Annotated in this window: 21 protein-coding genes and 1 tRNA gene; 11 read left to right on the plus strand and 11 right to left on the minus strand. The window is 70.9% G+C overall.

The features are described 5' to 3' along the window. Positions 1-5 precede the first annotated feature (5 nt). Positions 6-1,343, minus strand: coding sequence for a tRNA (N6-isopentenyl adenosine(37)-C2)-methylthiotransferase MiaB (gene miaB / locus I8E28_RS03830; RefSeq protein ID WP_200786512.1), 1,338 nt, complete (start codon positions 1,341-1,343; stop codon positions 6-8). A gap of 5 nt (positions 1,344-1,348) precedes the next feature. Continuing rightward, entirely contained in the window at positions 1,349-1,744 is a 396-nt protein-coding gene (locus I8E28_RS03835; protein WP_200786513.1) for a hypothetical protein, read from the minus strand. Between the two features lie 84 nt (positions 1,745-1,828). Here I8E28_RS03835 and I8E28_RS03840 point away from each other — a divergent pair, with 84 nt between their 5' ends. Continuing rightward, complete coding sequence (locus tag I8E28_RS03840; RefSeq protein WP_200786514.1) at positions 1,829-2,986, plus strand: tetratricopeptide repeat protein; 1,158 nt, start codon at positions 1,829-1,831, stop codon at positions 2,984-2,986. 42 nt (positions 2,987-3,028) lie between these two features. On the opposite strand, the gene I8E28_RS03845 is transcribed toward I8E28_RS03840, so the two are convergent. Together I8E28_RS03845 and I8E28_RS03850 are read right to left on the minus strand one after the other, a co-directional pair. Then, positions 3,029-3,105: transfer RNA gene (locus I8E28_RS03845), tRNA-Met, on the minus strand. Between the two features lie 29 nt (positions 3,106-3,134). Next, positions 3,135-4,586 (minus strand): vWA domain-containing protein, encoded by a 1,452-nt coding sequence (locus tag I8E28_RS03850; protein ID WP_200786515.1) that lies wholly within the window; start codon positions 4,584-4,586, stop codon positions 3,135-3,137. 123 nt (positions 4,587-4,709) lie between these two features. Between I8E28_RS03850 and I8E28_RS03855 the strand changes: the two genes are divergently transcribed. Continuing rightward, complete coding sequence (locus tag I8E28_RS03855) at positions 4,710-5,324, plus strand: sigma-70 family RNA polymerase sigma factor (RefSeq protein ID WP_200786516.1); 615 nt, start codon at positions 4,710-4,712, stop codon at positions 5,322-5,324. Then, entirely contained in the window at positions 5,321-6,358 is a 1,038-nt protein-coding gene (locus I8E28_RS03860; RefSeq protein WP_200786517.1) for a hypothetical protein, read from the plus strand. Before I8E28_RS03855 ends, I8E28_RS03860 begins: the two co-directional genes overlap by 4 nt. 10 nt (positions 6,359-6,368) lie before the next feature. Here I8E28_RS03860 and I8E28_RS03865 read toward each other — a convergent pair whose 3' ends face one another. After that, positions 6,369-7,148: an enoyl-CoA hydratase gene (locus I8E28_RS03865; RefSeq protein WP_200786518.1), complete on the minus strand. Its 780-nt coding sequence runs from the start codon at positions 7,146-7,148 to the stop codon at positions 6,369-6,371. 105 nt (positions 7,149-7,253) lie between these two features. Here I8E28_RS03865 and I8E28_RS03870 point away from each other — a divergent pair, with 105 nt between their 5' ends. Genes I8E28_RS03870 through paaK form a run of 3 tightly spaced genes read left to right on the plus strand, consistent with a single transcriptional unit; the run spans position 7,254 to position 9,780 of the window. Further along, the gene (locus I8E28_RS03870; protein WP_200786519.1) at positions 7,254-8,057 is read left to right on the plus strand and encodes an enoyl-CoA hydratase-related protein; all 804 of its coding nucleotides are present in this window, start codon (positions 7,254-7,256) and stop codon (positions 8,055-8,057) included. Next, positions 8,057-8,488: a hydroxyphenylacetyl-CoA thioesterase PaaI gene (gene paaI, locus I8E28_RS03875; protein WP_200786520.1), complete on the plus strand. Its 432-nt coding sequence runs from the start codon at positions 8,057-8,059 to the stop codon at positions 8,486-8,488. The genes I8E28_RS03870 and paaI overlap by 1 nt, the downstream gene beginning before the upstream one ends. Next, positions 8,485-9,780, plus strand: coding sequence for a phenylacetate--CoA ligase PaaK (gene paaK / locus I8E28_RS03880; protein WP_200786521.1), 1,296 nt, complete (start codon positions 8,485-8,487; stop codon positions 9,778-9,780). The genes paaI and paaK overlap by 4 nt, the downstream gene beginning before the upstream one ends. 9 nt (positions 9,781-9,789) lie before the next feature. On the opposite strand, the gene I8E28_RS03885 is transcribed toward paaK, so the two are convergent. From I8E28_RS03885 to I8E28_RS03900, 4 genes are read right to left on the minus strand one after another with little or no spacing between them, the layout of a single operon-like run. Next, positions 9,790-10,896, minus strand: coding sequence for a DUF3108 domain-containing protein (locus I8E28_RS03885; RefSeq protein WP_200786522.1), 1,107 nt, complete (start codon positions 10,894-10,896; stop codon positions 9,790-9,792). Beyond that, on the minus strand, positions 10,878-12,644 hold the full coding sequence (locus tag I8E28_RS03890) for a M61 family metallopeptidase (protein ID WP_200786523.1): 1,767 nt from the start codon (positions 12,642-12,644) through the stop codon (positions 10,878-10,880). The genes I8E28_RS03885 and I8E28_RS03890 overlap by 19 nt, the downstream gene beginning before the upstream one ends. Then, the gene (locus tag I8E28_RS03895; protein WP_200786524.1) at positions 12,641-13,363 is read right to left on the minus strand and encodes a DsbC family protein; all 723 of its coding nucleotides are present in this window, start codon (positions 13,361-13,363) and stop codon (positions 12,641-12,643) included. The genes I8E28_RS03890 and I8E28_RS03895 overlap by 4 nt, the downstream gene beginning before the upstream one ends. Before the next feature lie 24 nt (positions 13,364-13,387). Beyond that, the gene (locus I8E28_RS03900) at positions 13,388-14,497 is read right to left on the minus strand and encodes an FAD-dependent monooxygenase (protein WP_200786525.1); all 1,110 of its coding nucleotides are present in this window, start codon (positions 14,495-14,497) and stop codon (positions 13,388-13,390) included. A gap of 77 nt (positions 14,498-14,574) precedes the next feature. Here I8E28_RS03900 and I8E28_RS03905 point away from each other — a divergent pair, with 77 nt between their 5' ends. After that, on the plus strand, positions 14,575-15,438 hold the full coding sequence (locus tag I8E28_RS03905) for an MOSC domain-containing protein (protein WP_200786526.1): 864 nt from the start codon (positions 14,575-14,577) through the stop codon (positions 15,436-15,438). Here I8E28_RS03905 and I8E28_RS03910 read toward each other — a convergent pair. Next, on the minus strand, positions 15,435-17,180 hold the full coding sequence (locus I8E28_RS03910; RefSeq protein WP_200786527.1) for a sensor domain-containing diguanylate cyclase: 1,746 nt from the start codon (positions 17,178-17,180) through the stop codon (positions 15,435-15,437). The two genes, I8E28_RS03905 and I8E28_RS03910, sit on opposite strands and share 4 nt — an antisense overlap. Before the next feature lie 64 nt (positions 17,181-17,244). On the opposite strand from I8E28_RS03910, the gene ychF reads away from it, so the two are divergent. Further along, positions 17,245-18,339 (plus strand): redox-regulated ATPase YchF, encoded by a 1,095-nt coding sequence (gene ychF / locus I8E28_RS03915; RefSeq protein ID WP_200786528.1) that lies wholly within the window; start codon positions 17,245-17,247, stop codon positions 18,337-18,339. Between the two features lie 15 nt (positions 18,340-18,354). Here the strand turns inward: ychF and I8E28_RS03920 are convergent, their stop codons facing one another. After that, positions 18,355-18,846 (minus strand): YqaA family protein, encoded by a 492-nt coding sequence (locus I8E28_RS03920; protein ID WP_200786529.1) that lies wholly within the window; start codon positions 18,844-18,846, stop codon positions 18,355-18,357. A gap of 131 nt (positions 18,847-18,977) precedes the next feature. Here I8E28_RS03920 and dusB point away from each other — a divergent pair, with 131 nt between their 5' ends. The 3 genes from dusB to purH are packed head-to-tail and all read left to right on the plus strand — an operon-like array spanning position 18,978 to position 21,851. Beyond that, positions 18,978-20,018 carry a tRNA dihydrouridine synthase DusB gene (gene dusB / locus I8E28_RS03925; protein ID WP_200786530.1) on the plus strand — a complete coding sequence of 347 codons (1,041 nt, stop codon included), beginning with the start codon at positions 18,978-18,980 and terminating at the stop codon, positions 20,016-20,018. Then, a complete protein-coding gene (locus I8E28_RS03930) occupies positions 20,015-20,254 on the plus strand; it encodes a Fis family transcriptional regulator (RefSeq protein ID WP_200786531.1) in 240 nt (79 codons plus the stop codon). The genes dusB and I8E28_RS03930 overlap by 4 nt, the downstream gene beginning before the upstream one ends. Before the next feature lie 4 nt (positions 20,255-20,258). Next, a complete protein-coding gene (purH, locus tag I8E28_RS03935) occupies positions 20,259-21,851 on the plus strand; it encodes a bifunctional phosphoribosylaminoimidazolecarboxamide formyltransferase/IMP cyclohydrolase (RefSeq protein WP_200786532.1) in 1,593 nt (530 codons plus the stop codon). The last annotated feature ends 116 nt before the right edge of the window (positions 21,852-21,967 follow it).

The following is a 21,967-nucleotide window of genomic DNA, read 5'->3' on the forward strand; positions in this document are numbered from 1 at the left end:
GCGTGTCAGGCCGCGACGGCCTGGCGCACCGGCACCTCGCCTCGCAGCGAGTGCGGCAGCGCCTGCGTGATGGTCACGTCCACCATGTGGCCCACCAGGCGCTTGTCGCCGGCGAAGTTCACGATGCGGTTGCAGGCGGTGCGGCCCATCAGCTCGTTCGGGTCCTTGCGCGAAGGGCCTTCCACCAGGATGCGCTGCACGGTGCCCACGCGGCTGGCGCTGATGCGGCGCATGTTCTCCTCCAGGACCGCCTGCAGGTGCTGCAGCCGGCGCAGCTTGACTTCATGCGGCGTGTCGTCGTGCAGGGCGGCGGCCGGCGTGCCGGGGCGCGGGCTGAAGATGAACGAGAAGCTCGCGTCGTAGCCGACGTCCTCGACCAGCTTCATCAGCTTGCCGAAGTCGTCCTCGGTCTCGCCCGGGAAGCCGACGATGAAGTCGGTGGACAGCGAGATCTCCGGCCGCACCGCGCGCAGCTTGCGCACGATGCTCTTGTATTCCATGGCGGTGTAGCCACGCTTCATCGCCATCAGGATGCGGTCGCTGCCGTGCTGCACCGGCAGGTGCAGGTGGCTCACCAGCTGCGGCACCTTGCCGTACACGTCCACCAGGCGCTGCGTGAACTCGTTGGGGTGGCTGGTCGTGTAGCGGATGCGCTCGATGCCCGGGATCCCGGCCACGTACTCGATCAGCAGCGCGAAGTCGGCGATCTCCGCCGTGTCGCCCATGCGGCCGCGGAACGCATTCACGTTCTGGCCGAGCAGCGTCACTTCGCGCACGCCCTGGTCGGCGAGTTCCGCCACCTCGGCCAGCACGTCGTCCAGAGGGCGCGACACTTCCTCGCCACGCGTATACGGCACGACGCAGTAGCTGCAGTACTTGCTGCAGCCTTCCATGATGGAGACGAACGCGGTGGCGCCTTCGACGCGCGCCGGCGGCAGGTGGTCGAACTTCTCGATCTCGGGGAAACGGATGTCGACCTGCGGCCGGCCCTGCGTGTTGCGCGCCGCCAGCATGTCGGGCAGCCGGTGCAGCGTCTGCGGGCCGAACACCACGTCCACGTAGGGCGCGCGCTCGATGATGGCCGCGCCTTCCTGGCTGGCGACGCAGCCGCCGACACCGATCAGCACGCCCTTGTCCTTCAGGTGCTTCACGCGCCCGAGGTCGCTGAACACCTTCTCCTGCGCCTTCTCGCGCACCGAGCAGGTGTTGAACAGGATCAGGTCGGCCTGCTCCGGGTCGTTGGTGGCTTCGTAGCCCTGCGCGGCGTGCAGCACGTCGGCCATCTTGTCCGAGTCGTACTCGTTCATCTGGCAGCCGAACGTCTTGATGAAGACCTTTTTCATGGCGCTCACTTCCGCTTGCCCAGGATCATGCCGACCATGCGCAGGAAACCGTCCAGGCCCCCTTCGCCGTCGGGTCCATTGGCGACCTGTGCGTATTCGTCCGGCGTGAGGATCCAGACCTCGTGCACCTGGCCGCCGGCATCGCGGCGGTAGACGACGGGGACGGTGGCGCCGGCGAGCGTGCCCGACAGCACCTGCAGGTTGTTCGTGTCGCGGATGCGCGCACCGGGCGAGAGCCGGTCGGGCTTGCCGTCCAGCGCGATGACGGGCGGCGTGGCACTCACCTCCATCCTGGCGGGCCGGACATCGGTGGGGATCTGGCGCAAGGCCTGCGCGGCAGCGGGCAGGGAGGCGGCGAGGCAGAGCAGGGCCGCGGCGGCGGCCCGGGTCCAGCGGTTCATGGTGTGGATCCAGAGGCTGAAGAAGGCCCGATTGTAGAAGCCGCCATTGACGCGCCCCGCCGGCGGGGCTAGAACGGTCGTGCCATGCGCCTCCTACGCCTCACGCTTCCCGCCGTCTTCGCGCTGCTGTTGCTGGCGGGCTGCGCCACCAGGCCGCTGCCCGCGGCACTGCCCGACTTGCAGCCCGCGCTCGCGCGCGGCGACCAGGCTTATGCGATGACGCAGCTGCCATCGGTGGACCCCGCCGTGCTGTTCGCGCTGCCGCCGGACCTGGCGGCTTCGATCGCACGCGAACGCATGCGCACCGTCTCGCACAAGGCGCGCCTGATCGCGCTGCTGGACCTGCTGTACGGCCCGGACCGCCGCGCGTTCACCTACGGCGCGCCGACGTCCACCGACGCCGCCCAGACCTGGGCCGCCAAGCGCGGCGACTGCCTGTCGCTCACCCTGCTCACTTATGCGTCCGCCCGCGCCATGGGCCTGAACGCGCAGATGCAGGAAGTGCGCGTGCCCGCCATCTACGAGCGCCGCTCCGGCGTCGACTTCGTCAACCGGCACGTGAACGTCGCCGTGCACCTGCGCAACGACACCATGCAGGACATGATGCGCACGCAGGTGGCGATGCTCGACTTCGAGCCGCAGCTGACCGGCGGCGAGCTGGGCCACGCGCTGGACGAGCGCGGCATGGTGGCGCGCTTCCACAACAACCTGGGCGGGCAGGCGCTGGCCGCCGGCGACGCGCCGCGCGCGTACGCGCACTACCGCGCAGCCATCGCCGCCGACCCCGAGTACGGCGCCGCGCAGAGCAACCTGGCCGTGCTGCTCGAGCAGCGCGGCCTGCTGGCGGAAGCCGAGGCACTGCTGCGCCATGCCGTGGTGCTCAGCGACCGGCCCGACGTGGCGCTGGCCGCCCTGCGGCGGGTGCTCGTCGCGCAGCACCGCGACGCCGAAGCGCAGGTCGTGGCCCAGCAGTTGCGCAGCGCGGAGGACGCCGACCCGTACCACTGGATCGCGCTGGGCCTGGACGAGCTGGCGGCCGGCCGCAACCGGCAGGCCGTCGACGCCCTCGAGCACGCCCAGCAACTCACCGCCGGCTTCGGCGAGGTGCACGGCTGGCTGGCGCTGGCCTATGCGCGACTGGGCGAATCCGCCAAGGCGCGGCAGCAACTGGCGCAGCTGGACGCCATCGAGGGCGGTGCCCGCATGGCCGGCAAGGTCCGCAAGCAGCTCGGCGTCCAGTGAGGGCGAAAAAAAGCCCGCTGCAGGCACTGCAGCGGGCTGTGTTGGTGGCGCTTCACGGACTCGAACCGCGGACCTGTGGATTATGATTCCATCGCTCTAACCGACTGAGCTAAAGCGCCGAGCCCGTGATTATAGCGGGGCGCGGCGCTCAAGGGGAGGGCGCCAGCGGCGCCAGCTCCTCGGACACCAGCCGCACCACCAGCCGGTCCAGCGTGTCCACCGAGTAATTGTTCACGTCGTGCGCCGTCTCGCGGCCCGGCCCGCTGCCGGGGTGGCGCGCGTCCGCGTAGGTCAGGAAGACGAAGCGGCCACCCGTGTACTGGGCGATCTGGCGCTGGATGAACTCGCCCTGCCGGTCCAGCCCGCTGGCGCCGACGCCGAACACCTTGATGCCCTTGCCCAGCGCGGCCAGCATGTCGTCGTCGTAGCGCGGCCCGCCATAGTCGAGGTGCGGCGGCGCATCCGCCAGCAGCACCACCAGCCGTGTCGCGCCGTCGCCGCGCCAGCTCATCTTGTGCACGGCCTCGTGCAGCGCCTCGTTCATCGCCTCCGGATAGTCGCCGCCGCCCTGCGCTCGCAACGGCCCGAGCGCGCTGGCCAGGAACTGCTGCGAATCGTTCGTGAAATCGAAGCTGCGCAGCAGGAAGTCGTCGCCCTTGTCGCGGTAGGCCACCAGGCCCAGGCAGACGTCCGGCCGGCTGGGCAGCGCCGCGACCTCGCCGACGATGGTCCGCAGCGTGGCCTTGAGCTTGCCGATCTCGTCGCCCATGGAGCCGGTCGCGTCCACCAGGAACAGCAGGTCGAGCCGGGCGCGCGGCACGGCCGCCTGCACGTCCAGCGTGACCTCGACGGCGCTCTTCTGGCCGCGCCGCAGCGAGGCGCTCGCCTCGCGGCCCTGCTTGCGGACGCTGACCTCGTAGCGACCGGACCGCTCGGGATCGAACGCATCCGGGTGGATCCACACGCGGCCCGCGGTGTCCGTGCGCGCCCACGTGGCGGCGCCGCTGGGCGCCTGGATCGCGACCTCGGCATCCGGCACGCCGCGCCCGCCCGGATCGCGCACCACCAGCAGGTGCCGCTCGCGCACGTCGCGCGCCCGGTGCGTCACCTGCGTGCGGTCGCGGAATGCAAGGTAGGCCGAGAAGTCGCCGTTGTCGTCGACCACGCCGGCGGTGACAGGCCCTTCCTGCGGCTGCAGTTGCGGCACCGGCCGGCGCTCGTAGGCCGCCGGGGGCGGGGGTGGCGCGGTGGGCGCCGCTTCCCGGGCCTTCGACGCGAAGTCCGCGCGGGAGGCCGCTTCGGCTTCCGCACGACCTCGCTCCGCGTGCATCGGCGCAGGCAGGACGGACGCGCGCGCGACCGGCTCCGGCCAGCCGCCACGTTGCTCGTCGCCCGGCGCGCGTCCCGGCACCTCGCGCATCGTCACCGGGCGCACACAATCGGTGGCCGACGGCGCCTGGAAATCCGGACTCGTGCGCATCTGCCATGTGGGGGCCGGCAGCGTGGCGGTGCGCGGCTCGGGCCAGGGCGGCGCGGGGAAAGCGGTGCCGGTGGCGGCGAGCAGGGCGACGAAGAGGGCGGCGCGGCGGAAGGCGGGCATCGGGGGCTCCAGGTTGTGGTGCCGAGTGATACGGGCCCCGTCGCCCGACGGGGTTGATTTCGTCGCCTGCCGTTAACCCCGAACCGCGGCGTGCCCCGTGGAACGTGGTGTGAGAATCCCGCCATGCCCGGCGCCCACCGCGACCTGACCGACGAGGAGCTGATGCTCGCCTACGCCGGCGGCGACCCGGTCGCCTTCGACACCCTGTACGCACGCCACGAGTCCGCCTTGCTGCGGTTCGTGCGGCGCGTGCTGGGCAGCGCGCTGGCGGCGCAGGCGGACGAGGTGTTCCAGGACACCTGGCTGCGCATCGTCGCGGCGCGCGCGAGCTTCCGCCCGCAGGGCGCGCGCTGGCGCACGTGGGCGTTCACCATCGCGCACAACGTGGCGATGGACCGCCTGCGCGTCAGCGGCCGCGAGGTCGTGCCGGACGCGCCCGACGACGGCAGCGATCCGCTCGACTGGCTCGCTGCCACGCTCGATGCGCGGCATCCGTCGAGCGAGGACGAGGCGTTCTGGCGCGCCGCCGGCCGCCAGCTGCTCGATTGCCTGGACGCATTGCCCGCGGCACAGCGCGCCGCCTTCCTGCTGCACCACGAGGATGGCGCGTCGGTCGAGGAGCTCGCGCGCCATCTGGGACTGCCGTTCGAGACGGCCAAGAGCCGCCTGCGCTACGCGCTGCAGAAGCTGCGTGGCTGCATGCAGGGCTACCTCGTCGTTCTGGAGCGGGCGGCATGAACTCGCTGCGCGATGCGCGCTTCGAGAAAGCGCTCGCGAGCGCGCCGGATGCGGACGCGGCCGTGCCGGCTGCGGTCCGCGCCGCCATCCGCGATGCCGCGCGCCGCGCGGTCGCGAAGCCCGCGCGCACGCCGTGGTGGGCGACGCTGCTGGGAGGCGAAGGCCGCATGCCGTGGAACGCGGCGTTTGCGACGGTGTTGCTCGCGGGCTTCGTCACCTTGCTGTGGCGCGGGGGCGGCGAGTTGCCGCACGACGAGATCGCGGTCGAGCGCCCGCCGGTGCCGGCGGCGGCGCCGCCTGCACCTTCGCCATCCAGCGTCGAGCAACAGGCGCCTGCTGCGCCTGCGCCTGCGCCTGCACCTGCACCTGCACCTGCACCCGCACCCGCACCTGCACCCGCACCGGGACCCGCACGAGCGCCTGCAGTCGTGGCTCCGCAGCGGTCCGCGCCGATGCGCGCGAGCGAGACGGAGCGCGCGCGCGAAGCGGAAGGTCGCCGCGAGGACGCGGCTGCCGAGAAGGCTTCCGCGTCGCGCGCGCAAGCCGAGCGCCGCGCCGAGGCCGCACCCAGCGCGCGTGCGGTCGTGCCGCCCCCACCGCCGGCCGCGATGCAGGTGGCGCCCGCCTTCGTGCCGGTCCCGCAAGCTCCAGCCGCAGCGTCGCCGCCCGCCAGGTTCGCGCGCCGCAGCGAGGCCCCCACGACGGCGGCCGCCGCAAGCCCCACCTCGTCAGCAATGCCGGCGTGGGACACGATCCGCATCGAAGCCGGCTCGCGCGTGGTGACGCTCGCGCGCCCGCAGGCCGACGCGCTGGCGGCGGCGATCGACGCCTTGCTGAAGGCGCCGCGCGAACCGGCCGGCGCCGCGCCTGCGCGCACGCTCGTGCAACTCACGTTGCTGGAGCAGACGCGCACCGTGGGACAGCTGTGGCTCGGCGAGTCGACGGCCACGTGGCAGCCCGCCGGGCAGCCGGCCGTGACGTGGCGCCCCGAAGTCGCGCAACTCGCGGCGTTGCGCGACCTGGTGGCGCGCTAAGCGCGCGCGATCAGCTGTTGGTGAACCTGGCCGGCCGCTTGGCCAGGAAGGCTTCCATGCCTTCCTCCTGGTCGCGCGTGGAGAACAGCGCGTGGAACAGGCGGCGCTCGAACAGGATCCCGTCGGACAGCGGCGATTCGAACGCACGGTTCACCGACTCCTTGGCCGCCATGGCCGCGAGGCGCGGCATGCCGCAGATGGTGATGGCGGTCGCGAGTGCTTCGTCCATCAACTTCTCGACCGGCACGACACGGCTGACGAGCCCGCTGCGTTCGGCTTCCTGCGCATCCATCATGCGGGCGGTCAGCACCATGTCCATCGCCTTGGACTTGCCCACCGCGCGAGGCAGGCGCTGCGTGCCGCCGGCGCCGGGGATGATGCCGATCTTGATCTCGGGCTGGCCGAACTTCGCGTTCTCGGCCGCGATGACGATGTCGCACATCATGGCCAGCTCGCAGCCACCGCCGAGCGCGAAGCCGGCGACCGCGCCGATCACCGGCTTGCGGATGCTGCGGATCGTCTCCCAGTTGCGGCTGATGTACTCGGTCTTGTAGACGTCGGCGAACTCGTACTTGACCATCACGGAGATGTCGGCGCCGGCGGCGAACGCCTTGTCGCTGCCGGTCAGCACGATGCAGCCGATCGCGTCGTCGGCGTCGAAGGCCTTGAGCGCCGTGCCCAGCTCGTCCATGAGCTGGTCGTTCAGCGCGTTGAGCTGCTTGGGCCGGTTCAGCGCGATCACGCCGACCTGGCCGGCTTCGACGCGCGTGGTGAGGGTTTCGTACGCCATGGGTCCTCCTGCTGCAAGGCGTTGGATTATGGCGGGGGGCCAAGGGCAAGCACCGTCGATGCGCCTGCGGCGCGCTGCTAGAGTCGGCGGCAGGAGAGCCTTGCGATGAGTGAACCCAACGTCCTGTTCGAGCAGCGCGGCGCGGTCGCGCTGGTCACGCTGAACCGCCCCAAGTCCCTCAACAGCTTCACGCGCGCGATGCACCAGGAGCTCTGGGCCGCGCTGGACCGCATCGAGGCCGAGCCCGCCATCCGCGCCGCCGTCATCACCGGCGCGGGGCGCGGCTTCTGCGCGGGCGCGGACCTGTCCGAGTTCGATTTCGCGGAAGGCCCGAACCTCGTCGAGCGCGCCAATCCCGGCCCGATCATCGACAAGGCGTTCAACCCGACGGTGCGCAAGCTGATGCAGCTGCGCGTGCCCACCATCGCCGCGATCAACGGCGTCGCCGCCGGTGCGGGCGCGTCGCTCGCAATGACCTGCGACCTCGCGATCGCGGCGCCGGAAGCCACCTTCATCCAAGCCTTCAGCAAGATCGGCCTCATCCCCGATGCGGGCGGCACCTGGTTCCTCGTGAAGAAGCTCGGCGTCGCGCGCGCCATGGGCTGCGCGATGCTGGGCGACAAGCTCTCCGCCGCGGACGCGAAGGAGTGGGGAATGATCTGGGACGTCGCGCCGCAGGGGCAGGACGTCGTCGAAGCGGCCGTCGCCCTGGCCACGCGCCTGTCGACCATGCCCACCAAGGCGCTTGTCGCGACGCGGCAACTGGTGCGCGCCGCCGCCGCCAACGATCTCGACACGCAGCTGGACCTGGAGCGCGACACGCAGTCCGCGCTCGGCCGCACGCACGACTACATCGAGGGCGTGAAGGCGTTCCTCGAGAAGCGCCCGCCGGCCTTCAAGGGCGAGTGATGTCGGAGCGGGATCTGGCCGCCCGTGTCGGCGAGGCGATGTTCGCCAACGACCGTGCCTCGCGCGAGACCATGGGCATGGAACTGCTCGCGTGCGAACCCGGCCGCGCGGTGATGCGCATGGCGATCGACGAGCGCCACCTCAACGGCCACGGGATCTGCCATGGCGGCTTCATCTTCACGCTCGCCGATTCGACCTTCGCGTTCGCCTGCAACAGCCGCAACAAGTCCACCGTGGCGGCGGGCTGCAGCATCGAGTTCCTCAAGCCCGGCCAGCCCGGCGACGTGCTCACCTGCGAAGGCGTCGAGCGCGTGCTGCAGGGCCGCCACGGCGTGTACGACATGACGGTGACCAACCAGCGCGGGGAGGTCGTCGCGGTGTTCCGCGGCAAGAGCGCGCAGATCCACGGCCACGTGATCCAGGAGCCATGATGGACAAGTTCCCCCTCGAACCGATCGAAAAGGCCAGCGTCGACGAACTGCGCGGGCTGCAGCTCAAGCGCCTGCGGCAGACGCTGGCGCATGCGTACGCCAACTCGCCCGTGTACCGCGCCAAGTTCGATGCGGCCGGCGTGCATCCGGACGACTGCCGATCGCTCGAGGACCTGGCCAGTTTCCCGTTCACCACCAAGGCCGACCTGCGCGACAGCTACCCGTTCGGCATGTTCGCGGTGCCGCGCTCGCAGTGCGTGCGCATCCACGCGTCCAGCGGCACGACGGGCAAGCCCACCGTCGTCGGCTACACCGCCGGCGACATCGAGACCTGGGCGAAGCTGGTGGCGCGCAGCATCCGCGCCAGCGGCGCGCGTCCCGGCGACCTGGTGCACGTGAGCTATGGCTACGGCCTGTTCACCGGCGGCCTGGGCGCGCACTACGGCGCCGAGAAGCTGGGGCTCACCGTGGTGCCGTTCGGCGGCGGCCAGACCGAGCGCCAGGTGCAGCTGATCGCCGACTTCCGTCCCGACATCATCATGGTCACGCCCAGCTACATGCTGGCGATCGCCGACGAATTCGAGCGCCAGGGGCTGGACCCGCGCGAGAGCAGCCTGCGCATCGGCATCTTCGGCGCCGAGCCCTGGACCAACGACATGCGGCTGCAGATCGAGCAGCGCATGGGCATCGACGCGGTCGACATCTACGGCCTGTCCGAAGTGATGGGTCCCGGCGTCGCCAACGAGTGCGTCGAGACCAAGGACGGCCCGACCATCTGGGAAGACCACTTCTATCCCGAAATCATCGATCCCGAAACCGGCCGCGTGCTGCCCGACGGTGAGCCGGGCGAGCTGGTGTTCACCAGCCTGACCAAGGAAGCGCTCCCGGTCATCCGCTACCGCACGCGTGACCTCACGCGGCTCTTGCCCGGCACGGCGCGCACCATGCGCCGGATGGAGAAGATCACCGGCCGCAGCGACGACATGATGATCGTGCGCGGGGTCAACGTGTTCCCGACGCAGATCGAGGAACTCATTTGCCAGCGCGCCGCGCTGGCACCGCACTACCAGTGCGTCCTCACGCGCGAAGGGCCGCTGGACTGCCTCACGGTCGTCGTCGAGGCGCGGGCGGGGCTCACGCCGGACAGCGACGAGGCCAGGGCCGACGCCGAGCGCCTCGTGCACGACGTCAAGACCTACGTGGGCACCAGCATCCGGGTGGAACTGCGCCCGGCCGGTGGCGTCGAGCGCAGCATGGGCAAGGCCAAGCGCGTCGTCGACCAGCGGCGCTGAGGTCGCGCGTCAGCGCTGGTCGACGGCTTCGACCAGCAGGTCGATCTCGGCGTCGCTGCCGTTGCGCACGAGGATGCGCACCGGCAGGTACTGCAGCGACGGCGCGTACCAGATGTCCATCAGGAAGTTGCCGCGCGGGCTGGCGATCATGCGCGGCCGCAGGTGGAACGCGTCGACGGGGCCCAGCGCCGTGCGCAGCGTGTCGCGGCCGATCACGTCGTAGGTCCACTCGTCGACGCCGCCCGGCCGCGCCATCCAGAACACGACCGGCTTGCCCACCTCCAGCGGCTCGCGGCCGGTCGCGAAGCGATGGCTCAGTTCGACGAACTGGCTGGCGGTGTCCTGCACCGCCGGCGGCCGCGGGAAGGTGCGGCCGTCGGCCAGCATCACCTCGCGCGCACCGAAGCGCACGGTGCGGAGGCGGCCGTTCGTGGATTCCTCGTAGGCGCGCGGCAGCAGCGTCGCTTCCTCGATGTCGCCCTGGCTGGTCATCGAGAACTTCGCGAACGGCGTCACGTCGACCTCGACCCGCGCCTGGTAGTCGGTGCCGGTGCGCTGCCACAGCACGCGCGCCGACCCGTACAGCGGCCCGCCGCGGTAGGTGCCGCTCAGGTGGTAGCGCAGGCGCGTGTCGGGTGGCCAGCTGTCGGCAGGTGAAGACGCGACGGGAGCGCTTGCCGGTGCCGAAGCAGCGGTCGCGACCGCAGACGCGGCTGGTGTCGGAGCCGATGCGGCGGTCTCGGGTGGTGCGACCTGCTCCTGGTCGGCGACCTTTGTCTCCGACGCCGCAGGCTCGGGCGCACTGGCCACCGCTTCGGGCGCGCTCGCGACGGTCTGCGGCGCGCTGGCGACGGCTTCCGGTGCCGCGGCCTGCAGTGGCTCGGACCGCGGTTTGCGGCGGGGCTTCTTCACTTGTGCCGGAGGGGCCGCGATCGGGGCCGGCGCGGCCGGCGTGATCAGCCGCGTGTACATCGGCGGCGCCATCGTCTTGAGAATGCTGCGGGGCGAGGGCAGCGTGGCCGCCCATTGCAGGACGGCCACGTGCCCGAGCAGCACCGCGACCACGATGACGAGCAGGACGCGGCGCGTCCGCGCCGTCAGGCCGGCGCGAGCCATGCCTGCGCCTGCGCCGCGTCGCGCAGGACCAGCCGCCAGGTGGTGGCCGCGGCGGGCAGGTGCAGTTCCAGCCGCAGGATGCGGCGGTCGCGCGCAACGAGCGCGATCACGCGGCGGTGGTGGCCGACGTACAGCGGCAGGTCGTCCATCTTCGACAGGCGCCAGGATTCGCCCGCGACTTCGATGCCGATCCACTCGTCGCCGGCGGCCATGCCGGCCTGCTCGGCGGCGCCGCCGCGCAGCACCGTCTTCAGGCGCACGCTGCCGCCCGAGTCCTCGCTGCGCACGCCCAGGCGCTGTTGCCACTGGGCGGGTTCGTCGAGCGCGAAGATGCCCTGCTTCTGCAGCAGGTCCGCCAGCGGCAGCTCGCGCGTGCCGTGCACCCAGGCGGCGATCTCGCGCGCGAAGCTGCGTCCTCCGAGCTCGCGCAGCACGGCGGCGAAGTCCGCTTCCGTCATCGGCCCGCCCTTGCACCGCTGCCACAGCGTGCGCATCACGTCGTCGAGCGTCGTGTGGCCTTCAGCGCGCAGCGTCAGGTCGAAACACAGCGCCACCAGCGCACCCTTGGTGTAGTAGCTGACCGTGGCGTTCGGCGTGTTCTCGTCCTGCCGGTAGTACTTCACCCAGGCGTCGAAGCTGGCCTGCGCGACGGCCTGCACTTCGCGGCCGGGCGTCTGCAGCACCTGGTTGATGGTCTTGTTCAACAGCCGCACGTAGGCCGCGTCGTCGATGAGGCCGGCGCGGCGCAGCAGCAGGTCGTCGTAGTAGCTGGTGAAGCCCTCGAAGAACCACAGCAGCTGCGTGTAGTTCTCCTGCGTGTAGTCGTAGCGCGCGAACTCCGCCGGTCGCAACTGCTTGACGTTCCAGGTGTGGAAGTACTCGTGCGACACCAGCCCCAGCAGCGTGACGTAGCCGTCGGACGCGCGTTGCTCGCCCAGCCGCGGCAGGTCGCGGCGCGCCGCGATCAGCGCCGTCGAATTGCGGTGCTCGAGGCCGCCGTAGCCGTCGTCGACGGCATTGAGCAGGAACAGGTAGGACTTGAAGTGCGGCTTCTTGCGGTCGTGCCAGAAGCGGATCTCGGCGTCGCAGATCTTCTGCACGTCGGCCGCGAACCGGGCGCCGTCGAAGGATTCGGCGGCGCCGGCGACGACCAGCCGGTGCGGCACGCCGCAGGCCTTGAACTCGGTGCTCCAGAACGTGCCCATCTCCACCGGGCAGTCGACCAGTTCGTCGTAGGTGTCGGCCTGGTACAGGCCGAAGCCGCGCTTGCCCACGCGCAGTGGCGTCAGCCCGGTGGCTGCTTCCCAGCCGGGGCGCGGCGAGACCAGTTCGAGGATGTGGGGCCGCGCCTCCTGGCCATGCACACGCAGGCACAGGCTGGTGCCGTTGAAGAAGCCGCGGCGGCCGTCCAGCCACGCGGTGCGCACCGAGTTGTCGAAGGCGTACACCTCGCAGGACAGGACCAGCGGGCTGCTGGGCACGCAGTCGGCCTGCCACGTGCACTTGTCCAGCTGCTGCAGCGGCACGGCGCGGCCGTCCTGGCGCGCGACCAGGCGCTGCAGGTTCTTGGCGAACTCGCGCACCAGGTAGCTGCCCGGGATCCACACCGGCAGCGACACGACCTGGCCGGCCTGCGGCTGCTCGATCGTGAGCGTGACGTGGAACAGGTGCGCGTGGAGGTCGGCGGCCTCGACGCGGTAATGCAGGCGCGCGCCGGACGCGGCCTGCTGCTGCGCTCGCGGGCTCACTTGGCTTCGGCCAGCAGCTTCTCGACGTCCGCGGCGCCGATGGCGCCGGGCACGCGGCGGCCGTCGGGGAACACCAGCGTCGGTGTGCCGGTCACCTGGTGGCGGCGGCCCAGTTCGACGTTGCGCGCGAGCGCCTGCGTGTCGCACGAGCCGTCGCCCTTGATCGGCAGGTCGCGGACCATGTGGTCCTGCCAGGCCTTGGCGCGGTCCTTGGCGCACCACAGCTGCTCGGACTTCTTCGCCGAGTCGGGACCGAGGATCGGGTACAGGAACACGTGGATGGTGACGTTGTCGACTTTCTGCAGGTCGCGCTCGAAGCGCTTGCAGTAGCCGCAGTTCGGGTCCTCGAACAGCGCCAGCTTGCGCTTGCCGTTGCCGCGCACGATCTGGAACGCGTCCTTGGTCGGCAGCTTGTCGAAGTCGATGGCGGTCAGCTTGGCGATGCGTTCCTCGGTGAGGTTGCGGCGCTGCTTGGCGTCGACCAGCTGGCCGTGCAGCACGTAGCTGCCGTCCGCGTCGGTGTAGTACAGGTCGGTGCCCACGCGCACTTCGAAGATGCCGGGCATCGGCGACTTCGTCACTTCGTCGATGGTGCCCATCATGGGCAGCCGCTCGGACAGGTTCTTGCGGATGGTCGCTTCCTGCGCCCCCGCGACGGAAGCGGCCAGCGCCAGGGCGAGGGCCAGCGCGGTGCGCGCGAGGGAGGTGGTGCTCTTCATGTCGATCCAGTCTAGGGGTGGTGGTCACAGGCGTCCGGCGGCCTGCCGCACCACCCAGTCCTTGAGGGGGCCGCTCGCGTCGAAACCGCGCAAGCCCCATTGGCGCAGCGCCGACCACGTGGGGTGGTCCTGCGCGAACAGTTGCTGCAGCCCGTCGGTGACAGTGCCCATCGCGAGCACGTCGCCCTTGCGGGTGCGTTCGTAGCGGCGCAGCAGCTTCGCGTCGCCGACGGGCCGCCAGTATTCCCGCTCGTGCAAGACCTGCGCGAGCGCCCGGGCATCGGCGAGGCCGAGGTTCAGGCCCTGGCCCGCCAGCGGATGCACGCTGTGCGCGGCATCGCCCGCCAGCGCCCAGCCGGGGCCGACCCAGCGGTCGGCGCGCGCGACCTGCAGCGGCCACGCGGCGCGGTCGCTCTCCAGCCGCATCGTGCCGAGCGCGCCGTGGCAGGCGACCTGCAACCGGGCGGCGAAATCGTCCGGGGTGGCCGCGAGCAGTTCGGCGCTGCGCGCCTGCGCCACGGACCACACGAGGGCGACGCTGTCGCTGCCCTCGGCGGTGGTCTGGCCGCCCAGGGGCAGCAGCGCCAGCACTTCGCCGTTGGCGAACCACTGCCGGGCCACATGGCCGTGCGGACGTTCGCACGCCAGCCGCGCGGCGACCGCATGCTGCCCATAGGGGCGCACGTCGTAGGCCACGCCGAATTCCTCGCGCGTGCTGCTGGCCTTGCCTTCGCAGACAACCGTCAGCGGCGCGACCGCGGGCTCCTGCAGCACGGTGACCAGCGGCTGGAACCGGACCGCCTCGGCGAGCCTGGATTCCAGCGCGGCGACGTCGACGATCCACGCCAGCGCCGGCGCGCCGCCGGTGGGATGGAAGTGCACCGTCGCGCCATCGTCGCCATGCACTTCCATGCCGCGCACCGGCGTCGCATGGCCCTCGTCGGGCCAGCCGCGCACGGATTCGAGCAGTTGGCGCGAGGCGGCGTTGAGCGCGTAGGCGCGAACGTCCGCACCCTGCGCGGCGGCGGGCCGCTCGACCAGGCCGACGCGCAGGCGCTCGCCCGCGAGCAGCAGGGCCAGCGTGCGACCGACGATTCCCCCGCCGCGAATGCAGACGTCCAGCACAGTGGCCATGCGCAAATTTTAAGCGCCGGGGCGGGCCGCCCGGCCGCGCTTGGCACAATCCGTCGGTCGAGTTCGCCCGTCCATCCATGTCCGCAGCCGTTCCCGAGTTCCAGGCCCGCATCGCGCGGCTGTTCGTCTACCCCGTCAAGTCCTGCGCCGGTGTCGAGGTGCCCGAGGCCCTGCTCACCGAAGCCGGGCTCGACCTCGACCGCGCCTGGATGGTCGTCGACGCCGCGGGCGTCGGCGTGACGCAGCGCGAACTGCCGAGGCTCGCGCTGGTGCGCACGCAGTTGAAGCACCACGAAGTCGTGCTGCGCGCGCCGGGCATGCTGGCCTTGCACCTGCAGGTCGATGCGGTCGAAAGTCCCGCGCGGGTGCGCGTGTGGGACGACGAGGTGCCGGCGTGGGACATGGGCGACGTCGCGGCGCAGTGGTTCACCGATTTCCTCGGCCAGAAGCTGCGGCTCGTGCGGTTCGAGCCGGAGCACCGTCGGCTGTCCAACATGAAATGGACGGGCGGCGTCGAGGCGCCGAACCAGTTCAGCGACGGCTACCCGTTGCTGGTGCTGGGCGAAGCCGCGCTGGCGCAATTGAACGAGCGGCTCGCAGCGCGCGGCCACGCGCCGGTCGGCATCGAGCGCTTCCGTCCGAACATCGTGCTGGCCGGCGGCGAGCCGCACGACGAGGATCGGGTCGGCGACTTCGTGGTGGCGGCCGATGGCGCCGTGCGGCTGCGCATGGTCAAGCCCTGCGTGCGCTGCCCCATCCCCGACATCGACCCGGTGACCGCCGAACGCGGCACCTCCGTGTCGGACGCGCTGCAGGGCTACCGCAGCGATGCGCGCATGAAGGGCGCCGTCACCTTCGGGATGAACGCGATCGTGCTGGAAGGCGACGGGCAGTTGCTGCGCGTCGGGCAGGCGGTGACCGGCGGCTGGCAGTTCGACTAGGCCTGCCGCACCGACAGCTCGGACGGCAGTTCGCTGTCGGTGTCCAGCGGCACCGGCTGCGTGTTGTCCGCATCCAGGAAGCGGATCGGGCGCCGGGTGCGCGGTGACATCGAAGCAAGCAGGGCGCCCAGGTCGTCCGCGACCGTGGCCGGCTCCACGGCGCGCTCGTTCAGCAGCACGGCGGCGATGTGGAAGTGCAGCGTGACTTCGGGTTTCAGTCCGGGCAGCGGCATCAGCCCCGACGCGATCAGCCGCGCGGCGCGGTGGGTCACGGCGCTGCGTGCCGACACGCCCTCGAGGATCAGGCCGAAACGCGCCTCGCCGACCCGGCCGACCGTGTCCACGTCGCGCACGACGCGGCGCAGCTTGAGCACGCTTCGCAGCAGGCTCTGGTCGGCCACCGCCTGGCCGTGCACCTGCCGGATGCGCGCATGGTTCACCAGGTCGACGAACACGATCGCCGCTTCGGCCTTGTCGCGGCGTGCCCGCATCACGACCTGCAGCAGGCGGTCCTGGAACAGGTGCGGCGACAGCAAGCCGGTCAGCGCGTCCTGGCTGGAGAGCGCCTGCGCGCGGATCTGCGCGCCGTGGCGGTCGCGCGAGCGGATGGACAGCGCCACCAGCAGCAGCGGCACTTCGGCGACCACGGCCAGCAGCGATGCGTACTGGGTGAAGAAGTTGATCGGCAGCCAGCCGAGCATGCGGATGCAGAAGAGCGTGATGGCCAGCGCGAGCGGCACGAAGGCGGCGAGGACCCACCGGCCGACGATGTCCCCGCGCCGGCAGGCGAGCCACGCGGCCGTGACGTTCATCGCCAGGCCGGCGGCGAAGTAGGCGGACAGCACCTGCAGGCCCGGGGCGCGCGGCACCAGCAGGTACGCGACGGCGAGCGGCAGGCCGAGCCAGCCGCCCAGGTAGGTGGCGCGATCGAGCACCGGATGGCGCGCGGCCACGCCCAGCAGGCGGCGCACGAACAGGATGGCGGCGCCCATGCCCAGGAACGCCAGCGTGCCCGAGGCCAGGTCGGGCCACGGGCCGCCCGTGGGCCACAGCAGGTGGGCCGCCACGCCGGTGTAGGCGACCAGGCACAGCGTGGTGATGCCCGCATACGCGGCGTACCAGCCGTAGGCGCGGTCGCGGTACGCGATGCTCTGCGCGATGCAGGCCGCCACCAGGAGCAGCAGCGCGCCGAAGATGGCGCCGAGGCCGAGCGTTTCCAGCTGCACGCGTTGCGCATGCTCGCCGTCGGTGGACAGGTGCAGCGGCAGGCTGGTGGGCGTCTGGCTGCGCACGCGGATGTACACGTCACGCGCCTCGCCGGCGGGCAGCGCCAGGCGGAACACCGGATAGCGGCCGCGCTCCGGCCACTGGTCCACGGCGATGGTGTCGCCGGCCACCTGCATGCGCCAGCTGCGGCCCTCCATCTGCCAGACCTCGAGGCGGTCGATGAGCGGGTCGCCCCAGGCGAGCAGCCATTGCTGGTGCGCGTCGGCGGCACGCTGCAGCCGCAGGCGCAGCCACAGCGCGTTGCCGGGCGCGAGCGGCGCGATCTGGCCGGCGTCGCCGTGCCCGAAGCGGTGCGGAGTGCGCAGCACGTCGTCCAGCGTCGCCGTCCCCCGCTCGTCGAGCCAGCGCGTCGCGACGCCGTCGACCAGCAGCACCTCGTCGCCGTCGCGCAGCGTGACCGGTTGCGCCGCCGCCGGCGGCGCCAGCAGCAGGGCGGCCCAGAGCAGCAGGGCCATGCGGCACGCGAAGGCCGCGAGGGGCCTTGGCATACACTGACCGGCTTGTCTGTCTGGAACTGCCATGAGCTTGAAGTGCGGCATCGTGGGCCTGCCCAACGTGGGCAAGTCGACCCTGTTCAATGCCCTCACCAAGGCGGGAATCGCCGCCGAGAACTACCCTTTCTGCACCATCGAGCCGAATGTCGGCATCGTTGAACTGCCGGATCCGCGGCTGTCGAAGCTGGCCGGCATCGTCCAGCCGGAGCGCATCGTACCGGCTATTGTCGAGTTCGTGGACATCGCCGGCCTCGTCGCCGGCGCGAGCAAGGGCGAAGGCCTGGGCAACCAGTTCCTCGCGCACATCCGCGAGACCGACGCCATCGTCAACGTCGTGCGCTGCTTCGAGGACTCCAACGTGATCCACGTCGCCGGCCGCGTCGACCCGGTCGCCGACATCGAGGTGATCCAGACCGAGCTGTGCCTCGCGGACCTCGGCACGGTGGAGAAGAGCCTGGCGCGCTACACCAAGGCCGCCAAGTCCGGCAACGACAAGGAAGCGGCCAAGCTGGTCGCCGTGCTCACCAGGGTGCAGGCCGCGCTCGACCAGGGCCAGCCGGTGCGCACGCTGGAGTTCAGCGACGAGGAGCGCGCGCTGCTCAAGCCGCTGTTCCTGATCACCGCCAAGCCGGCGATGTTCGTCGCCAACGTCGACGAGAACGGCTTCGAGGGCAACCCGCTGCTGGACAAGCTGCGCGCTTACGCGCAGGCGCAGGGCGCGCCCGTGGTGGCCATCTGCGCCAAGATCGAATCCGAGATGGCCGACATGAGCGACGAGGACAAGCAGATGTTCCTCGCCGAGATCGGCCAGGAGGAGCCGGGCCTGAACCGCCTGATCCGCGCGGCCTTCAAGCTGCTCGGCCTGCAGACCTACTTCACCGCCGGCGAGAAGGAAGTGCGCGCGTGGACCGTGCGCATCGGCGCCACCGCGCCGCAGGCCGCGGGCGTGATCCACACCGACTTCGAGCGTGGCTTCATCCGCGCGCAGACGATCGCGTTCGAGGACTTCGTGAAGCACGGCGGCGAGCAGGGCGCCAAGGACGCCGGCCGCATGCGCAGCGAAGGCAAGGAGTACGTCGTCCAGGACGGCGACGTGATGAACTTCCTCTTCAACGTGTGAGGGCTCGGCCCGGCGTCAGCCGGCCAGCCACGCGGGCATGTTCGGGAAGGCGTAGAGCAGCGCGTACGTCATCGTGACGTAGCGCAGGAACTTGCCCACCAGCATCCACGCGCTGCATTGCCAGAACGGCATGCGCAGCCAGCCCGCCACCGCGCACAGCGGATCGCCCACGGCGGGAAGGAACGCGAAGAAGCAGGCCCGGGGCCCGAGGCGCTGCAGCCAGTCGATCGCCTTCACGTGCGTCGACGAATGGCGCCACTTGTCGATCACGTGGTGCGCCTCGTAACCGAGCCACCAGTCGAACATGCCGCCGAGCGTGTTGCCGATGGTCGCGACGACGATCGCGGGCCAGAGCAGCCCGGGGTTGAGCGAGACGAGGCCGAAGAGCGCGGGTTCCGACCCGAGCGGCAACAACGTGGCCGACACGAACGCGACCACGAAAAGCGTGGTGAGCCCGAACTTCGGGAGCGCGAGGGCGCCAAGCAAAGCGACGAGCCAATCCGGCATGCGCGCGCATGTTACGCGCGTCAAGAGGTGTGAACCTGTAGGCGGATACGCAGTGCGGCCGGGTCGGCGGGGTGCTTCGGGCGCATACAATCGTGCCTCATTTTTCAGCAGCCCGTTTCCTCCCCTTTCCCATGCGCATCGGCCCGTACACCCTGGCGAACCACGTGTTCGTCGCGCCGATGGCGGGCGTGACGGACCGTCCGTTCCGGCAGTTGTGCAGGCGCCTGGGCGCGGGCCATGCGGTGAGCGAGATGGTCACGTCACGCCGCGAGCTGTGGAACAGCCTGAAGACCTCGCGCCGCGCCAACCACGAGGGCGAGCCGGGCCCGGTCGCCGTGCAGATCGCGGGCACCGAGGCGGCGGAGATGGCGGATGCCGCCGCGTACAACATCGATCGCGGCGCGCAGATCATCGACATCAACATGGGCTGCCCGGCCAAGAAGGTGTGCAACAAGTGGGCCGGCTCGGCGCTGATGCAGGACGAGCCGCTGGCGCTCGCCATCGCCAGCGCGGTGGTCGCTGCGTGCGAGCCGCGTGGCGTGCCGGTCACGCTCAAGATGCGCACCGGCTGGGACGCGGAGCACCGCAACGCGGTGCGCCTGGCGCGCGCGTTCGAGGACGCGGGCGTGCAGCTGCTGACGGTGCACGGCCGCACGCGCGAGCAGGGCTACAAGGGCTTCGCGGAATACGACACCATCGCCGCGGTCAAGGACGCGGTGCGCATCCCGGTGGTCGCCAACGGCGACATCGATTCGCCGGCCAAGGCCCGTGAGGTGCTTGCGCACACCGGTGCCGACGCCGTGATGATCGGCCGCGCGGCGCAGGGCCGGCCGTGGATCTTCCGCGAGGTCGTGCACGAGCTCGCCACCGGCGAGCCGCTCGCGCCGCCGCTGGTGGCCGAGGTCAAGCGGCTGCTGCAGGACCACCTGCAGGACCACTACGCGCTCTACGGCGAATTCACGGGCGTGCGCAGCGCGCGCAAGCACATCGGCTGGTACGTGCGCGGGCTGCCCGGCGGCGAGGCGTTCCGGTCGGACATGAACGCGATCGAGGAGGCGGACGCGCAGTGGCGCGCCGTGGGAGCGTTCTTCGACGGGCTCGAGGCGCGCCAGGACCGGTTGCCCGCCGCGGCGGTGCAGCCGGACGAACACACGACAGAACAAGAAGCATGAGCAAGAAACAGATCGAGGAGTGCGTGCGCAACAGCCTGGAGGGCTACTTCCGGGACCTGCGCGGGACCGAGCCCGACGGCATGTACGACATGCTGGTGAAGGTGGTCGAGAAGCCGCTGCTGGAGGTCGTGATGGCCCAGGCGGACCAGAACCAGTCGCGCGCAGCCGAGTGGCTGGGCCTCAATCGCAACACGCTGCGCAAGAAGCTGCTCGAGCACAAGCTGCTCAAGGGCTGACACCATGAACGCACTGCTTTCCGTTTCCGACAAGGCCGGCATCGTCGATTTCGCGCGTGGCCTGCGCGCGCTGGGCATCGGCCTCATCTCCACCGGCGGCACCGCCAGGCTGCTGCAGGACGCGGGCCTGCCCGTCACCGAGGTGGCCGAGGTCACGGGCTTCCCCGAGATGCTCGACGGCCGGGTCAAGACGCTGCATCCCAAGGTGCATGGCGGCCTGCTCGCCCGCCGCGACGTGCCCGCGCACGTGGCGGCGCTGAAGCAACACGGCATCGACACGATCGACCTGCTCGTGGTCAACCTGTACCCGTTCGAGGCGACCGTCGCCAAGCCCGGTTGCACGCTCGAGGACGCGATCGAGAACATCGACATCGGCGGCCCGGCCATGGTGCGCAGCGCGGCCAAGAACTGGAAGGACGTCGGCGTGCTCACCGACGCGGCGCAGTACGGCCCCGTGCTCGAGGAGCTGCGCGCGAACCGCAAGCTGTCGGACAAGACGCGCTTCGGGCTCGCCGTCACCGCGTTCAACCGCATCGCCGACTACGACGGCGCCATCAGCGACTACCTGTCCGCCATCGAGTTCGACGCGGTGCAGCCCGGCCAGGCGCCGCAACGCTCGCTGTTCGGCGGCCAGTCCAACGGTCGCTTCGTGAAGGTGCAGGACCTGCGCTACGGCGAGAACCCGCACCAGCAGGCCGCGTTCTACCGCGACCTGTATCCCGCGCCCGGCTCGCTCGTGACGGCGAGGCAGCTGCAGGGCAAGGAGCTCTCGTACAACAACATCGCCGACGCCGACGCGGCGTGGGAATGCGTCAAGAGCTTCGACACGCCGGCGTGCGTGATCGTCAAGCACGCCAATCCCTGCGGCGTGGCGCTCGGCAAGGATCCGCTCGAGGCCTATTCGAAGGCGTTCCAGACCGACCCGACGTCCGCGTTCGGCGGGATCATCGCGTTCAACCGTGCGGTCGACCTCGCGGCGGCGCAGGCCGTGTCGAAGCAGTTCGTCGAGGTGCTGATGGCGCCGGGCTTCACGCCCGAGGCGCTGGAGGTGTTCAAGGCCAAGGCGAACGTGCGCGTGCTGGAGATCGCGTTGCCGCCGGGCGGCGCGAGCGACTGGGACAACGGCCGCAACGCGGTCGACGCCAAGCGCGTCGGCTCCGGCCTGCTGATGCAGACCGCCGACAACCGCGAGCTGACCGTCGCCGAGCTGAAGGTCGTCACGACGAAGCAGCCGACCGCGGCCGAGCTGCAGGACCTGCTGTTCGCGTGGAAGGTCGCCAAGTACGTGAAGTCCAACGCGATCGTCTTCTGCAAGGGCGGCATGACGATCGGCGTCGGCGCCGGGCAGATGAGCCGCATCGACTCGGCGCGCATCGCCAGCATCAAGGCCGGGAACGCCAAGCTGTCGATGCAGGGCACGGTGGTGGCCAGCGACGCGTTCTTCCCGTTCCGCGACGGCCTCGACGTGGTCGTCGACGCGGGCGCGACCTGCGTCGCCCAGCCGGGCGGCAGCATGCGAGACCAGGAAGTCATCGACGCCGCCAACGAGCGCGGCATCGCGATGGTGTTCACCGGGGTGCGGCACTTCCGACACTAGCCGCGCCTGGCGGCGCTGCCGAAAGCGGACTCCCAAACGCAGAGGACGCAGAAGAGCGCAGAGGACGCAGAAGAAAACCTTCTAGAAGGATTCTTCCGTGACTTCCGCGCTCTTCT

It is taken from the genome of Ramlibacter algicola, assembly GCF_016641735.1.
In the GTDB taxonomy this organism is placed as follows: Bacteria; Pseudomonadota; Gammaproteobacteria; order Burkholderiales; family Burkholderiaceae_C; genus Ramlibacter; species Ramlibacter algicola.

Bases quoted from the DNA above. Each gene is read 5' to 3' on its own strand.
- miaB (WP_200786512.1), bottom strand. From the start codon at position 1,343: ATGAAAAAGGTCTTCATCAAGACGTTCGGCTGCCAGATGAACGAGTAC.
- I8E28_RS03835 (WP_200786513.1), bottom strand. From the start codon at position 1,744: ATGAACCGCTGGACCCGGGCCGCCGCCGCGGCCCTGCTCTGCCTCGCC.
- I8E28_RS03840 (WP_200786514.1), top strand. From the start codon at position 1,829: ATGCGCCTCCTACGCCTCACGCTTCCCGCCGTCTTCGCGCTGCTGTTG.
- I8E28_RS03850 (WP_200786515.1), bottom strand. From the start codon at position 4,586: ATGCCCGCCTTCCGCCGCGCCGCCCTCTTCGTCGCCCTGCTCGCCGCC.
- I8E28_RS03855 (WP_200786516.1), top strand. From the start codon at position 4,710: ATGCCCGGCGCCCACCGCGACCTGACCGACGAGGAGCTGATGCTCGCC.
- I8E28_RS03860 (WP_200786517.1), top strand. From the start codon at position 5,321: ATGAACTCGCTGCGCGATGCGCGCTTCGAGAAAGCGCTCGCGAGCGCG.
- I8E28_RS03865 (WP_200786518.1), bottom strand. From the start codon at position 7,148: ATGGCGTACGAAACCCTCACCACGCGCGTCGAAGCCGGCCAGGTCGGC.
- I8E28_RS03870 (WP_200786519.1), top strand. From the start codon at position 7,254: ATGAGTGAACCCAACGTCCTGTTCGAGCAGCGCGGCGCGGTCGCGCTG.
- paaI (WP_200786520.1), top strand. From the start codon at position 8,057: ATGTCGGAGCGGGATCTGGCCGCCCGTGTCGGCGAGGCGATGTTCGCC.
- paaK (WP_200786521.1), top strand. From the start codon at position 8,485: ATGATGGACAAGTTCCCCCTCGAACCGATCGAAAAGGCCAGCGTCGAC.
- I8E28_RS03885 (WP_200786522.1), bottom strand. From the start codon at position 10,896: ATGGCTCGCGCCGGCCTGACGGCGCGGACGCGCCGCGTCCTGCTCGTC.
- I8E28_RS03895 (WP_200786524.1), bottom strand. From the start codon at position 13,363: ATGAAGAGCACCACCTCCCTCGCGCGCACCGCGCTGGCCCTCGCCCTG.
- I8E28_RS03900 (WP_200786525.1), bottom strand. From the start codon at position 14,497: ATGGCCACTGTGCTGGACGTCTGCATTCGCGGCGGGGGAATCGTCGGT.
- I8E28_RS03905 (WP_200786526.1), top strand. From the start codon at position 14,575: ATGTCCGCAGCCGTTCCCGAGTTCCAGGCCCGCATCGCGCGGCTGTTC.
- I8E28_RS03910 (WP_200786527.1), bottom strand. From the start codon at position 17,180: ATGGCCCTGCTGCTCTGGGCCGCCCTGCTGCTGGCGCCGCCGGCGGCG.
- ychF (WP_200786528.1), top strand. From the start codon at position 17,245: ATGAGCTTGAAGTGCGGCATCGTGGGCCTGCCCAACGTGGGCAAGTCG.
- I8E28_RS03920 (WP_200786529.1), bottom strand. From the start codon at position 18,846: ATGCCGGATTGGCTCGTCGCTTTGCTTGGCGCCCTCGCGCTCCCGAAG.
- dusB (WP_200786530.1), top strand. From the start codon at position 18,978: ATGCGCATCGGCCCGTACACCCTGGCGAACCACGTGTTCGTCGCGCCG.
- I8E28_RS03930 (WP_200786531.1), top strand. From the start codon at position 20,015: ATGAGCAAGAAACAGATCGAGGAGTGCGTGCGCAACAGCCTGGAGGGC.
- purH (WP_200786532.1), top strand. From the start codon at position 20,259: ATGAACGCACTGCTTTCCGTTTCCGACAAGGCCGGCATCGTCGATTTC.